This is a genomic window from Candidatus Nanopelagicales bacterium (assembly GCA_037045355.1).
GTDB lineage: Bacteria > Actinomycetota > Actinomycetes > S36-B12.
On the sequence record JBAOHO010000008.1, the window covers coordinates 138,288 to 152,788 of the forward strand.

The 14,501-nt window shown below is 67.3% G+C and carries 13 protein-coding genes; 11 read left to right on the plus strand and 2 right to left on the minus strand.

The window, feature by feature from the left end:
• The first annotated feature begins 123 nt into the window (after positions 1 to 123).
• The 8 genes from V9E98_01620 to V9E98_01655 are packed head-to-tail and all read left to right on the plus strand — an operon-like array spanning position 124 to position 8,552.
• Positions 124 to 1,419: a PH domain-containing protein gene (locus V9E98_01620; GenBank protein ID MEI2715689.1), complete on the plus strand. Its 1,296-nt coding sequence runs from the start codon at positions 124 to 126 to the stop codon at positions 1,417 to 1,419.
• Complete coding sequence (locus tag V9E98_01625) at positions 1,412 to 2,278, plus strand: DUF2520 domain-containing protein (GenBank protein ID MEI2715690.1); 867 nt, start codon at positions 1,412 to 1,414, stop codon at positions 2,276 to 2,278. Before V9E98_01620 ends, V9E98_01625 begins: the two co-directional genes overlap by 8 nt.
• 23 nt (positions 2,279 to 2,301) lie before the next feature.
• Entirely contained in the window at positions 2,302 to 3,147 is an 846-nt protein-coding gene (gene panC / locus V9E98_01630) for a pantoate--beta-alanine ligase (protein ID MEI2715691.1), read from the plus strand.
• Entirely contained in the window at positions 3,144 to 4,823 is a 1,680-nt protein-coding gene (locus tag V9E98_01635) for an L-aspartate oxidase (protein ID MEI2715692.1), read from the plus strand. The genes panC and V9E98_01635 overlap by 4 nt, the downstream gene beginning before the upstream one ends.
• Positions 4,820 to 5,710, plus strand: coding sequence for a carboxylating nicotinate-nucleotide diphosphorylase (gene nadC, locus V9E98_01640; GenBank protein ID MEI2715693.1), 891 nt, complete (start codon positions 4,820 to 4,822; stop codon positions 5,708 to 5,710). The genes V9E98_01635 and nadC overlap by 4 nt, the downstream gene beginning before the upstream one ends.
• Position 5,711: 1 nt before the next feature.
• A complete protein-coding gene (locus V9E98_01645) occupies positions 5,712 to 6,470 on the plus strand; it encodes a type III pantothenate kinase (protein MEI2715694.1) in 759 nt (252 codons plus the stop codon).
• 43 nt (positions 6,471 to 6,513) lie between these two features.
• Positions 6,514 to 8,040, plus strand: a complete 1,527-nt coding sequence (gene lysS / locus V9E98_01650) for a lysine--tRNA ligase (GenBank protein MEI2715695.1) — start codon at positions 6,514 to 6,516, stop codon at positions 8,038 to 8,040.
• Positions 8,037 to 8,552: an amino-acid N-acetyltransferase gene (locus tag V9E98_01655; protein MEI2715696.1), complete on the plus strand. Its 516-nt coding sequence runs from the start codon at positions 8,037 to 8,039 to the stop codon at positions 8,550 to 8,552. The genes lysS and V9E98_01655 overlap by 4 nt, the downstream gene beginning before the upstream one ends.
• Before the next feature lies 1 nt (position 8,553).
• Here the strand turns inward: V9E98_01655 and V9E98_01660 are convergent, their stop codons facing one another.
• Positions 8,554 to 9,255 carry an HAD-IA family hydrolase gene (locus V9E98_01660; GenBank protein ID MEI2715697.1) on the minus strand — a complete coding sequence of 234 codons (702 nt, stop codon included), beginning with the start codon at positions 9,253 to 9,255 and terminating at the stop codon, positions 8,554 to 8,556.
• 172 nt (positions 9,256 to 9,427) lie between these two features.
• Here V9E98_01660 and V9E98_01665 point away from each other — a divergent pair, with 172 nt between their 5' ends.
• Positions 9,428 to 9,757, plus strand: a complete 330-nt coding sequence (locus V9E98_01665) for an Lsr2 family protein (protein MEI2715698.1) — start codon at positions 9,428 to 9,430, stop codon at positions 9,755 to 9,757.
• A gap of 34 nt (positions 9,758 to 9,791) precedes the next feature.
• On the opposite strand, the gene glgA is transcribed toward V9E98_01665, so the two are convergent.
• Positions 9,792 to 10,952 carry a glycogen synthase gene (gene glgA, locus V9E98_01670; GenBank protein ID MEI2715699.1) on the minus strand — a complete coding sequence of 387 codons (1,161 nt, stop codon included), beginning with the start codon at positions 10,950 to 10,952 and terminating at the stop codon, positions 9,792 to 9,794.
• 80 nt (positions 10,953 to 11,032) lie between these two features.
• On the opposite strand from glgA, the gene glgC reads away from it, so the two are divergent.
• Together glgC and V9E98_01680 are read left to right on the plus strand one after the other, a co-directional pair.
• Positions 11,033 to 12,250, plus strand: coding sequence for a glucose-1-phosphate adenylyltransferase (gene glgC, locus V9E98_01675; GenBank protein MEI2715700.1), 1,218 nt, complete (start codon positions 11,033 to 11,035; stop codon positions 12,248 to 12,250).
• Between the two features lie 72 nt (positions 12,251 to 12,322).
• Positions 12,323 to 14,479 (plus strand): heavy metal translocating P-type ATPase, encoded by a 2,157-nt coding sequence (locus V9E98_01680; protein MEI2715701.1) that lies wholly within the window; start codon positions 12,323 to 12,325, stop codon positions 14,477 to 14,479.
• Positions 14,480 to 14,501: the final 22 nt, after the last annotated feature.

Below are 14,501 nucleotides of genomic sequence, written 5' to 3' on the forward strand. Positions count from 1 at the left end.
CCACCACCGCCGCGCCCCGTCCCGGACAGCTCCGGGACGTTCGGACCCGCTGAAGCACTGCCCGCTGGACCACCGCCCGCCGGTCCCACCGCACCCCGGCGCACCCATCCGATCACCCCGCTCGTGCATGCCGCCCGAGTGCTGCCGCTGGCGCTGCTCGTGGGCATCGGTCTGCTGGGACGTTTCCAGGCGTCGTTCCCGATGTTCACCGGACTTGCGGGCGTTGTGGTCGTGGCGCTGGTCATCGCGCTGATCACTGCGGGCGTGCAGTACCTGGCCTGGCAGCGGCTGACGTTCTGGTTCGACGGGGAAGGCGACTTGCGGGTCGCGTCCGGCATCCTGACCCGGACCGAACGCCGGCTGCAGCTGTCCCGATTGCAGGGCGTCGAAGTCGTCCAGCCGCTGTTGGCGCGGCTGTTCAGCATGGCCGAGGTGAGCGTCGAGGTCGCGGGCGTCGGCGACTCCCGCGCCCAACTGCGCTACCTCACGCTGTCGGACGCTCAAGATCTGCGCAACGAGGTCATCGCCCGGGCCGCCGGACTGCACCCCAGCACCGGCGAAGCCCCGCAACGTCCCCTGGTCTCAGTGCCCGCCCGCGATCTGGCGGTCTCGCTCCTGCTGCGCGGCAGCACAGTACTCCTCCTGCTGCTCACTACATTGATCGTCGTCACGACGGTCATGACAGAGGGACCGGTCGGCCTGCTGTTCCTGTTCATCGGCGGGGTTCCCCTCGTGATGGTCCTGACCGAGTTCACGCGGTACTACGGATTCACCGTCGCCGACTCACCGGACGGACTGCGGCTGCGCTCCGGTCTGTTGCAGGTCCAAGCGCAGACGATCCCACCCGGTCGGGTTCAGGCGGTCGAGTTCGTCCAGTCGATCCTCTGGCGGCGCAAGGATTGGGTGCGCGTGAGACTGAACGTCGCGGGGATGCGGCGCTCCGACGACGACGACGGACAGAACACCGACCAGGTCCTCCTCCCGGTCGCCCCGTACGACGTGGCGCTGTCCGTGGTTCGCCAGGTTCTCCCGGGAGTCGATGCGCGTGCCATCACTTTGGTCCCACCTCCCCCGCGGGCCGCCCGGCGTGCGTGGATCCAATTCCGGCAGCTGGGAGTGGGACACGACGACACCGTGTTCGCCACCGCACGCGGCCGCTTTGTCCACCGGCTCACCGTGGTGCCACACGCCCGATGCCAGTCCGTACGCGTCACCCAGGGACCCTGGCAACGGTGGCTGAAACTGGCGTCCATGCACGTGGACTCGGTTCCCGGTCCGGTCTCGATCGTGGCTCTGCACCGGGACGCAGGAGAGGCGCGGACGCTGGCCGAGGAACAGAACCAGCGGGCTCACGCGGCGCTCACCGCCGCCGGGACGATGCGCTGGATGCAGCACGAGCCGCCGGTGACCGATGAGTGAACCGGCCCGATTGCGGGTGGGTGTCATCGGAGTCGGCCGCGCCGGATCGGTCTTGGCGGCTGCGCTGCAGCGAGCCGGTCATCATGTGGTCGCGGTGCACGCCCACTCGGGACGCTCCCGCCAACGTGCCGCCGGCATGCTGCCCGACGCCGCCGTCGTGTCACCGCCCGACGTCTTCGCGGCGGCGGATCTCGTCCTGCTTACCGTTCCGGACGACGTACTGCTCACGATGGTCCAGGCCGCGGCGGCGGGAGGCTGGGCAGGTCGAGAGCAATTCGTCGTCCACTCGTCCGGCCGCTACGGAGTCACGGAACTCGACCCGCTGCACGCCCAGCCGATGGCTCTGCATCCCGTCATGACTCTGACCGGACGTCCCGAGGACGTCGACCGGCTCATCGGCTGCCCTTTCGGGGTGACCGCCCCGGAACACCTGATGACCGTCGCTGCTGCCTTGGTCGTCGAGATGGGTGGGGAGCCCATGTTCGTCGCGGAGGACAAGCGCCCGCTCTATCACGCTGCCTTGGCCCACAGCGCGAACCACATGATCACCCTGGTCGCCGAAGCGATGGATCTGCTCCGGCTCTCGGGTCTGGACGAACCGCATCGCATGCTCGGACCACTGTTGGACGCCGCGCTGGCGAATGCCCTGGCCCATGGTGACAACGCGTTGACGGGACCGGTGTCCCGCGGCGACTCCGGCACCGTCGCGGCTCACTTGGACGAGTTGACCAAAGTGTCGACAGCCATGGCCGACGCCTATCGGGCGCTGGCACGACGCACGGCTGACCGCGCTCTGGCGGCCGGCAACCTCGACCCCGCCTTGGCGGCCCGCTTGCTGGAGGTACTGGCGCAGCGCTGACGGGTGTCGGGCATGCTGATCCCATGCGACCTCGCGTTGTCGACACAGTGGCGGACATGCAGGCGCGGACGCCTACTGGACACAGAGTCGCCGTGATGACGATGGGCGCCTTGCATCCGGGGCACGCGGCCCTCATGGACCTCGCCCGCGATGAGGCCGGGGCTACCGGGGAAGTCGTGGTGTCGATCTTCGTCAACCCCCTGCAGTTCGGTGAGGGCGAGGACTTTGCGCGGTATCCCCGCACCTGGGAGCAGGATCTCGACATCTGCGCCGATCACGGGGTCGATGTGGTCTTCGCCCCTACCGCCGACGACCTGTACGCGGGAGGGGCGCAGATCACCGTTGACCCGGGCCCGCTCGGCGCAGTACTCGAGGGCGCAGCTCGACCCGGGCACTTCCGGGGCGTACTGACGGTCGTGGCGAAGTTGCTGCACATCATGGCGTGCGACACGGCAGTGTTCGGGGAGAAGGACTACCAGCAGCTGGTCCTGATCCGGGCGATGATCGCGACGCTGAACATCCCCACCCGCGCCGTCGGCGCCCCGACCGTACGCGACTCCGACGGTTTGGCGATGTCCAGCCGCAACGCGTACCTCTCGCCCGCCGAACGCAAGACCGCCACGGCCATCCCCCGCGCCACCGCCGCCGCTCGGTCGGCCGCGGAACGCGGAGCCAACGCCGAGACTGTGGTGGACGTGGCCACCGACATCCTGCGCGCCGAGCCCGGTGTGGAACCTGACTACGTCGTCGTGACCGATCCCGATCTGGGCCCGGCGCCGTCATCGGGACCGGCTCGGCTGCTGGTGGCCGCTCGGGTCGGCCCCCCTCGCCTCCTGGACAACGTGCCCCTAGTGTTGGCCCCGCGATGACCATGACACCGCCGCCTCCCACTGCTGCCGGTATCGTGGCTGCCGAGCTGGCGGCCCCGTCACCGGGGTGGTTCGAGGAATCCGATGTCGTCGTCATCGGCTCCGGAATCGCCGGTCTCAGCCTCGCTCTGCACGCACGCACCCTCGGGTACCGGGTCATGGTCGTGACCAAGTCGCGGGTCGAGCACGGGTCGACCCAGTGGGCCCAGGGTGGCATCGCGGCGGCCCTCGACGAGGACGACTCCCCGGACGATCACCTGCGGGACACGCTCACCGCCGGTGCCGGTCTGTGCGACGAGGACGCCGTCCGGGTGCTGGTCACGCAGGGCCCCGGGGCCGTTCGAGGCCTGGTGGAGCTGGGCACACGTTTCGACCGCACCGCCGGCGGCGATCTCGCCCTGACCCGCGAGGGCGGCCACCTGCGTGACCGGATCGCGCATGCGGGGGGCGACGCCACGGGCCGAGAAATCGTGCGGGCCCTGGTATCCGCGGTGCACGACGACGACGGCATCACTTTGTACGAACAAGCACTCGCCCTCGACCTGCTGCGCGACGGCGACGGTGCGGTGCAAGGCATCACGTTGCATGTCATGGAACAAGGGCAACGGGACGGCGTCGGGGCAGTGCTGGCTCCTGCTGTGGTGCTCGCGACCGGGGGCCTCGGTCAGGTCTTCGCCGCCACCACGAACCCGCTGGTGGCCACCGGCGATGGCATGGCCTTGGCCGCGCGTGCCGGGGCGGTCATGGCCGATCTGGAGTTCGTCCAGTTCCATCCCACGGTGATGTGGCTGGGCCCTGCCGCGCGCGGGCAGCAGCCGCTGGTGTCGGAGGCGGTGCGCGGTGAGGGGGCGCTGCTGTTGGACCCGCACGGGCGCCGGTTCATGGTGGACCGACATCCGTTGGCGGAACTCGCCCCCCGCGACGTCGTCGCCAAGGCGATCATGCAGGTCATGCGGGAGTCCGGCGCTCCACATGTGTGGCTGGACGGGCGGGCACTGGGGGCCGACGTGTGGCGGGAACGATTCCCCACGATTCTGGTGCGCAGCCGTGAGCTGGGTTTCGACCCGGTCACGCAGTTGGTCCCGGTGGCGCCGGCCCAGCACTACGCCAGTGGCGGTGTTCGCACGGACCTGTCGGGACGCAGTTCCATCCGTGGCCTGTTCGCGTGCGGGGAAGTCGCGTGCACCGGTGTCCACGGAGCCAACCGTCTGGCGTCGAACTCGCTGCTGGAGGGACTCGTCTTCGCGGAACGTATCGCGGACGTCCTGGCCACCGGGCTGCCCCGCCGCCGCGAGCCCGTCGCCCGCTCCCAGTCCGAGTTCGTCATGGATGAGGCGGCCCGCCCGTTGGTGCAAAGCGCGATGTCCGACGGTGTCGGAGTGCTGCGATCAGCGCAGTCCATCGACGCCGCGTTGCGCGAGTTGGATCGTCTCCCCCGGGAGTTTCCGGGAGAAGCGGCGACCGCCGCCTGGGAGACGAGCAACATCGCCACCGTCGCCACGGTCCTGGCCCACCAGGCGGGGGGCCGGACCGAGACCCGCGGATCACACTGGCGCGAGGATTACCCAGAGACGGTCCCCGCGTGGGCCGTTCATCAGGCAACGCGATTGGTGGACGGTGAACTCGTCACCGAACTGGCGCCATTGTCGACTCCACGATGGGAGGCTTGGCCATGAGCTGGCACGACATCTCCCCGGCCACCAGGACTGCACTGGTGACTGCCGGACTCGATCCCGAACAGGTGACGACCTTGGTCGGTCGCGCGCTGGACGAGGACCTCGACGGGGGTGTCGACGTGACCACCGCGGCCACAGTCCCCGACGATCAGACCGCAGTGCTCGACCTGGTGGCACGCCAGCGGGGAGTCGTCGCAGGCGTACCGGTGGCAGCTGCGGTGTTCGAGACCGTCGGGGGCGACGACTTGACCACGACAATCGGATCGGTGGACGGCACCCGGGTCGGCCCCGGGGACGTGGTGGTGAGCGCGGCCGGTCGCACGCGGGACCTGCTGCTGGCCGAACGCACCGCTCTCAACCTCCTGTGCCACCTGTCCGGTATCGCGACTCAGACCGATCGATGGGTGCAGGCGCTGGCGGGTACCGCAGCCAGCGTGCGGGACACCCGCAAGACGACCCCGGGTATGCGGCGTCTGGAGAAGTACGCCGTGCGCTGCGGCGGCGGCGTCAATCACCGGATGTCGCTGTCAGACGCCGCACTCGTGAAGGACAACCACGTACTGGCCGCGGGGGGTGTCGTTCCGGCTTTCGACGCTGTGAGGCGCGACTTCCCCGGGCTGCCGATCGAGGTAGAGGTCGACTCGATCGACCAGCTCGAAGAGGTGCTCGTCGCCGGGGCCGATCTGGTGCTGCTCGACAACTTCACGACCGATCAGATGCGTCAGGCGGTGGCGATCAACGCGGGCCGGGCGCAACTCGAGGCGTCGGGGGGCTTGACCCTCGACATAGCCGCCGACGTGGGAGCCACTGGCGTGGACTACCTGGCGGTGGGGGCGCTGACGCACAGCGCCCCGGTGCTGGACATCGGCGCGGACCTGCGGAGTTGACATGCTGCTGACCATCGACGTCGGAAACACCAACACGGTCCTGGGTCTCTTCGGCGGTCCCGAGCTGATGGAGTCGTGGCGTATCAAGACCGACTCGCGAGCCACCGCCGACGAGATGCTCCTGATCTATCGAGGGTTGCTCGAGGGGCAGCCGGGTTTGACCGGGATCTCGTTGTGCTCGACGGTCCCCGCGGTGCTGCACGAGCTGCGCCTGATGCTGGACCGGTACTTCCCGCGAGTCGACACCGTGATCGTGGAACCGGGGGTACGCACGGGGGTTGCGGTGGTGACCGACAACCCGCGGGAAGTCGGCGCCGATCGCATCGTCAACACCCTCGCTGTGTTCGAGCGGTACGGCGGACCGGCGATCGTCGTGGACTTCGGGACCTCCACCAACCTCGACGTCGTCAGCGCGAAGGGGGAATTCCTCGGCGGGGCACTCGCCCCGGGGATTCAGATCTCGTTGGACGCGTTGGCCGCCCGCGCTGCGCAACTGCGCAAAGTCGAACTGGTCCGACCTCGGTCTCCCATCGGCCGAAACACGGTCGAGGCCCTCCAATCCGGTGCGTTGTACGGGTTCGCCGGACAGGTGGACGGCTTGGTTCGTCGCATCACGGCGGAACTCGGTGCGGTCGAGGCGGTCGTGGCGACCGGTGGCCTGGCCGAGATCGTCGTGCCCGAGTCCGAGTCCATCACCCACCACGACCCGTACCTGACGTTGCACGGATTGCGGCTGGTGTTCGACCGCAATCGGGACTGAACAGGACGGAACCGGGACTGAACGCTGCCGGTAAACTCCCGGGGTGACCGAACACCTGGACACGTCATCCCCAGACGAGGGCCTGCCATCCCCGGATGAGGACCTGCCCGAACAGATGCAGATCCGCCGCGACAAGCGGCAGCGCCTGCTCGACAGTGGTCGGCAGCCCTACCCCGTCACCGTTCCAGTCACTCACAGCATCGAGCAGGTCCGCGACACCTTCGACGAGGTCGCGGCGGGGCAGACCACGGGCCAGTTCGTGACAGTCGCCGGCCGCGTGCTGTTCATCCGCAACACCGGCAAACTGTGCTTTGCGAGTCTGCGCTCCGGGGCGGGCGCCGCAGTGCAGGCGATGATCTCGTTGGACCGCGTCGGGGAGCAGTCGCTCGCCGACTGGAAGCACGAGGTCGACCTGGGCGATCAGGTGTGGGTCACCGGCGAAGTGGGAGCGTCGCGGCGCGGTGAACTCAGCATCTTCGTGACTGACTGGGGTTTCGCGGCCAAGGCACTACGTCCACTTCCCGTCGCCCACAAGTCGCTCAGCGAGGAGACCAGGGTCCGGCAACGCCATCTGGACCTGATCATGAACGAGGAGGCCCGCACAGTGGCGCGGCAGCGGATCGCGACGCTCGCCAGTCTGCGTGCGTCACTGACTTCCCGTGGGTTCCTCGAAGTCGAGACCCCGATCCTGCAGACCTTGCAGGGCGGCGCGAGCGCGCGCCCGTTCGTGACGCATATGAATGCCTATGACATCGACCTGTTCCTGCGGATCGCCCCCGAGCTCTACTTGAAGAGGTGCGTGGTGGGTGGCATCGAAAAGGTCTTCGACATCAACCGCAACTTCCGCAACGAAGGCGCGGACTCCACCCATTCCCCGGAGTTCGGGATGCTGGAGTTCTACGAGGCCTACGCCGACTACAACGACGGTGCCGCCCGCACCCGGGAACTGATCCAGGAGGCCGCTCAGGCGGTCTGTGGATCACTGACCGTGACGCACGCCGATGGCAGCGTTCACGACCTGTCCGGTGAGTGGGAGCGGATCTCGCTCTTCGACGCCGTCTCACAAGCGGTCGGGCGCCGGATCACCCCGCAGACGCCGAGGGCCGAGTTGGCGGATCTGTGCGCAGCGGCAGAGATCGACCTCGACCCCGGTTGGGTCCCGGGTCGACTGGTCGAGGAACTCTTCGAGCACTACGTCGTCCCGCAGTTCACCGGTCCGACGTTCGTGTGTGACTATCCCGTCGACACCTCCCCCTTGACCCGGGATCACCGCAGCATCCCCGGTGTCGTCGAGAAGTGGGACCTCTACGTCGGCGGATTCGAGTTGGCCACCGGGTACTCCGAACTGACCGACCCCGTCATCCAGCGCGAGAGACTGCTGGCTCAGGCCGAGTTGGGCGCGCATGGTGATGTCGAGGCCATGCCGCTGGACGAGGACTTCCTGGCGGCACTCGAGCAGGGCATGCCACCAAGCGCAGGTGTGGGACTGGGTATCGACCGCCTCCTGATGGTGCTGACCGGACTCGGTATCCGCGAGACGATCCTGTTCCCTTTGGTGAAACCGCTGTGAGCGTCGGGGCCCCTGGTGACGTCTCGCTGCGGCCTGCTCGAACCGTGGACATCGCGGAGGTCCGGCGCCTCGTCGACCTGTACGCGCCCGACAGACGCCTGCTGAGCAAGGCGACCGTGACGCTGTATGAAGATGTCCAGGAGTTTGTCGTTGCCGAACTCGGCGGCCGTGTCGTGGGGTGCGGTGCGCTGCATGTGATGTGGCAGGACCTGGCCGAGGTGCGGACCTTGGCCGTCGACCCCGACTACCTCGGAATGGGTATCGGCGGCCAACTTCTGGAGGAGTTGGTCCAACGGGGTCGAGACCTCGGGGTATCCCGGATCTTCGTGCTGACCTTCGAGGCGCGCTTCTTCAGTCGTTTCGGATTCACCATCATGGCCGAACCTGCGGTGTCCCCCGATGTCTTCGCGGAGTTGCTGCAGTCCGAGGATGAAGGTGTCGCGGAGTTCCTCGACCTCGAACGAGTCAAACCGAACACCCTGGGCAACAACCGCATGATTCTGCGGATGTAGGTCACCGCAGCAGCCCGGCTGCCGTCAGTGCCGCACGTAGTTCACCCGGACCGACGGTTCGCGCGGCCGCCCACCCGGCAGCTTGGGCTGCCGCGACATTTACTGGGTTGTCGTCCGCGAAGAACACGGCATGCGGTGGCACCTGGAGTTCTCGGGTGACCCGGGCGAATACCTCCGGGTCAGGCTTCGCGACACCGAGTCGGAACGAGACGAATTCCTTGTCCAGTAGTTCCGACAGGCGCATCTCCTCCCACATCAGCGGCCAGTGGATTTCGTTGGAATTGCTCAGGCATCCGGTGGTCAGTTCCGGCCGCAAATCCGTCAAAATCCCGGCGACCTCGGGAAATACTCCCTGGGGCCACGATCGGAAAGCCTCCAGGTACTCGGGGGGCGTCAATGGCAGTTCCCATTGCGCTACCATCCGCTGCGCGAAGTCGATGGCGGTGCACTTTCCGGTCTCGAATTGTTGGACATGCGGACTGTGTATCCACGCCTGCCACAAGTCGGCCTGCTGTCGGGCGTCTGTCGCAGTGATTCCCGGCAGTCCGGGCAGATCGACAAGGACCCCGCCCACATCGAAGAGGACAACGTCGATCGAGGCTGCCTGCCGTGGCGATCCGGGCCCTTCGTCGTGCACAGTCAGCGATTCTGGCAGAACCCGAGGAAGCAGCGTCCTGACCCGCCACCCGTGGATGCTGGTCACGCCCGGTCCTCCTCGCCCTGGGTCCTCCGGGAGCCCGATGCCGTGGGCATGGTGTGGTGGAATCGAGGAGCCCTCAGCGGAGAATCCGATTCCCCGGGCAATTTCGGCGAATAGAGGCGGACGGCGATATCATTCGGCGAAATACACACAACGGGGACCGGCAGGAGAACATATGGCCCGCAAGGTCCAAATCGTCCTTGAGGATGACATCAACGGCGGAATCGCTGACGAAACTGTCACCTTTGCTCTGGACGGCACCACCTATGAGATCGACCTCTCCAGCAGTAATGCCGATGAGTTGCGAAGGGCTCTGAGCCCCTACACCCGAGCTGGTCGCAAAGTCACGAAGTCACGGACCCGCCGACCTGCTCCCGGGGCTGGTGGCGGCACCGGCAAGTCCGGTGAGGTGCGGGCCTGGGCGCGCGCCAACGGGATACCGGTGAGTGCCCGTGGCCGGGTGGGGGCAGACGTCGTCGCCCAATACGAAGCCGCTCACCGCTGAGGCCCGATCCGAGAGTTCGCCCTGGGCTCCGGATTCAGGCGTCCAACACCGATCGGTAGACCTCCACGGTCCGTCGCGCGATCGCGTCCCAGCCGAACTCCTCGACGGCCCGACGCCGCCCGGCGCTGCCCAAGGAACCCGCCAGAGCCGGATCGGCCGCCACCCGGTTCACCTGGGTGGCGAGGGCTGCCTCGAACGTTCCCGGGTCGTCCTCGTCGTAGTGCACGAGCAAGCCGGTGCCGTCGGTGACGACCTCGGGAATCCCACCCACGTCGCTGGCCACCACCGCTGTCTCGCACGCCATGGCTTCGAGGTTGACGATGCCCTGCGGCTCGTAGACCGACGGACACACGAACGCTGTCGCCCGGGTGTAGAACTGCACAACCTCGGGTCGGGACAGTTGTTCTTCGATCCAGATCACGGAATCTGCCCCCCTGCTGGCTCGCAGCGCCGCCACCTGACGGGTGACTTCCTCCCCCAACTCCGGCGTGTCCGGAGATGAGGCGCACAGAACCAGCCGCAGGCCAGGGTCGAACTGCTCCGCCGCGCGCAGCAGATGCGGTAGCCCTTTCTGCCGCGTGATCCTCCCCACGAAGAGAGCGAACGGTTCATCGGGGTCCACGCCATGCGCGGTCAACGCGTCTGTTGTGTTGGCCGGGCGGTAGAAGTCAGTGTCGATGCCGTTGTGCACCACATACACGCGGTCCGGGTCGACGAATGGGTAGCAGTCCAGCACGTCGGCCTTCATGCCCGCGCTCACGGCGATGATGGCTGCCGCCTCCCGATACGCGGCTCGCTCGACCCAAGAGGAGATGCGGTAGCCCCCACCGAGCTGCTCCTCCTTCCACGGTCGCCGTGGCTCCAGCGAATGCGCGGTGATCACATGCGGTGCACCTTGCAGCAGCCCCGCAAGATGACCGGCCATGTTGGCGTACCAGGTGTGCGAATGCATGATGTCCATCCCGGCGCTGTCACCGGCCATCAGCAGATCAACGCCGAGCGTCTGAAGTGCGAAGTTCGCGTCACCCAACTCCGCCGGGGGGTTCCACGCCACCGCGTCGGGCCGCGGGGGTCCGAAGCACTCCACCGTCACGTCGGCGAGCTGCCGCAGCTGCGCGACGAGGTACTCGACGTGGACTCCCGCACCACCGTAGATGTCCGGTGGCCATTCCCTGGTCATGATCCCGATATGCACGGCAGGAGCCTATGGGGGATGGGACCCAGGTGGCGCGGCGTCGGTCGCGTTATTCGTGGCGGGGTGGATAGGGTGGTCAGGTGAGCCAACCTCATGTCCTGGGAATCGTGCTCGCCGGTGGCGAGGGCAAACGACTGCTCCCTTTGACCGCAGACCGAGCCAAACCCGCTGTGCCCTTCGGAGGCGCCTATCGCCTGATCGACTTCGTACTGTCGAATCTGGTCAATGGCGGCATCCACCGGATCTGTGTGCTGACCCAGTACAAGTCGCACTCGCTCGACCGACACATCACCACGACATGGCGCATGGGGCAGATGACCGGCGACTACGTCACCCCGGTCCCGGCGCAGCAGAGGCTCGGCCCGCGCTGGTACACCGGCAGTGCCGACGCCATCTACCAAAGCCTCAACCTGGTCTATGACGAACGGCCGGACATCGTCGTGGTTTTCGGCGCCGACAACGTCTACCGCATGGATCCCACGCAGATGATCCAACAACACATCGACACCGGGGCGGGGGTCACTGTCGCGGGGATCCCCATGCCGCGGCGTGACGCCAATCAGTTCGGCGTGATCGAGGTCGCGGATGACGGCCTCAGGATCGAGCGATTCCTCGAGAAGCCCGACGATCCCCCGGGAATCCCCGGAAATCCCGACCAGTCCTACATCTCCATGGGCAACTACGTGTTCAGCACCGACACTCTGCTGGAGGCGCTCAAGGCGGACGCCGGAGATGAGGGCTCGGTGCACGACATGGGTGGCAACATCATCCCGATGTTGACTGAGTCCGGGGACGCCTACGTGTACGACTTTCACTCCAACCGCGTCCCGGGGTCCACCGATCGCGACCATGCCTACTGGCGCGATGTGGGAACACTGGACGCGTACCACGACGCCCACATGGACCTCGTCAGCGTGCATCCTGTGTTCAACCTCTACAACCGGCAATGGCCCATCCTGTCCAGCCCCCCATCGCTCCCGCCCGCGAAGTTCGTCGAGGGTGGCAACGCTCATGACTCGATGGTCGGGGCGGGTTCCATCATCGCCGGGGCGCACGTCCGGTCGTCCGTGGTGTCCCACAACGTCGAGATCCGCGAAGGCGCCTACGTCGAGGGCAGCGTCATCCTGCCTGGCACGCGGATCGGTCGTAACGCGGTGCTGCGCAGGGTGATCCTCGACAAGAACGTCGAAGTCCCCGATGGTGCTCAGATCGGTGTCGACCTCGAGGGCGATCGAGCCAAGTACACGGTCAGCCCCGGTGGCATCGTCGTGCTCGGCAAGGGCCAGATCGTCGTCTGAGCGCGTGTCTTCTCGCCTGGTATATGCGGCTCAGGGGGGCATAAACAGTCACCGGGCGCCGTTGGGATGGCCATGAGCGAAGCCCAGATCGACCTTGCGATCAACGGAATGAGTTGCGCCTCGTGTGCGGCCCGAATCCAGCGCAAGGTCGCCGGCATCGACGGAGTGGCCGATGCCTCGGTCAACTTCGCGACCGGAACTGCGCTCGTCACGGTCGATCCCGAGCTCTGCGATCCCGACACGGTGGTCCGCACCATCGACGATCTGGGCTACGGCGCGGTTGTCCACGACGCTGCCACGCCACCTGGGCATGAGTCCGGACACGAGCATGATCACCACGGCGACAGCGCCGATCTCAGAGTCCGACTGTTCGTTGCGATCCCACTGACCGTGGTCGTGGTGATCCTCGGTATGGTGCCGTTCTTCCACAGTCAGATGTGGGCCGCGGTGGTGGCACTTGTCCTGTCCACTCCCGTGGTGTGGTGGAGCGGATGGCCCATCCACGACCGCACGATCCGTGGGCTGCGGCACCGATCAGTCGGAATGGACACACTCGTCACGCTCGGAGCAGGCACCGCCTGGGTGTGGTCGGTGTTCCAGATCGCGGTCGGCGGCATGCAGGTGTACGCCGAGGTCGGTGCGGTCGTCGTCACCTTCGTCTTGCTGGGTCGATGGTTGGAGGCTCGCGCGACGGACACGTCGGTCGATGCGTTGTCGGCGCTGTCCCAACTGCAAGTGGACACCGTCCAACGGCTGGCAGCCGACGACACCGAGCAGGAGATCCCGCTGTCTCAGCTTCAGGTGGGGGACCGGTTCCTTGTGCGACCAGGGGGGCGGGTGGCCACCGACGGCAAGGTGGTGCACGGGACCTCGGCCTTGGACCTCAGCCTGGTGACCGGGGAGTCGGTTCCTGTCGAGGTCGGCCCCGGCGGTCAGGTCGTGGGTGGCTCCGTCAACGGGGCCGGCCGACTCGTGGTCGAGGCGCAGGCGGTGGGTGCCGACACCGTTCTGGCCCGCATCGGGGAACTGATCCGGCAGGCGCAGCACTCCAAGGCCCCTATCGAGCGGCTCGTCGACCGCATCGCCGGCGTGTTCGTTCCGGTGGTCCTGGTTCTCGCGCTGCTGACTCTCGCAGGGTGGTTGATCGCAGGCGCCGACCCCACCTTCGCGGTGAGTGCTGCCGTTGCTGTGCTGGTGATCGCGTGTCCGTGCGCGCTCGGTCTGGCTACCCCAACTGCCTTGGTGGCGGGTACTGGCAAGGGCGCCCAGCTGGGAATCCTGATTCGTGGACCACAGGTCCTGGAGGCCGCTCAGGAAGTCGACACCGTCCTGCTCGACAAGACGGGGACGGTCACGAGCGGTGAGATCACCGTCGAATCCGTCACTGGTGGAACGAGCGAGGAGCGGCTCATGGTGGCCGCCGTCGAGCGCGCGTCGGAGCACCCCATCGCGCGTGCCATCGCCACGGCCTTCGCGACCGCAGGCAGCGTCCCCGACGTCACCGAGTTCGAGGCCCGTGCCGGAGTGGGTGCCGCCGGCATCGTGCACGGCCGTCCCGTCTTGGTGGGCAAGCCCGACGCGGAGTTGCCGGCGGACCTCTCCCGTGCCGTGGCAGATGCTGCGCAGCGGGGCCTGACTCCCGTCGCGGCCACGATCGATGGTGTCCCGGTGATGGTCATCTCCGTGGGGGACTCCGTCAAGCCCAGCAGCCGCTCGGCGATCGGCCGGCTGGAGCACCTGGACCTGACTCCGGTCCTGCTCACCGGGGACCGCAGATCGACGGCGGACGCAGTGGCCGCCCAGGCTGGCATCACCGATGTCATCGCTGATGTGAGTCCCGAGGGCAAGGTGCTGGCCGTCAAGGAGCGGCAGGGAGCAGGGAATCGCGTCGCGATGGTCGGTGACGGCATCAACGATGCGGCAGCGCTGGCGCAGTCCGATCTCGGAATCGCCATGGGGTCCGGCACGGACGCCGCCCGAGAAGCAGCCGACATCACGATCGTCAACTCGGACCTGCAGTCGGTCGCAGACGCCATCGAACTGTCCCGCCGCACCTGGCGCACCATCAAGCAGAACCTGCTGTGGGCCTTCGGCTACAACGTTGCGGCGATTCCGCTGGCAATGAGTGGACGTCTGTCACCGATGATCGCCGGCGCGGCGATGGCCTTCAGCAGCGTGCTGGTGGTCAGCAACTCCCTACGGCTGCGCAGGTTCCGCGCGCACCGGTGAGGCTGCTGGTCATCAGGCCCCA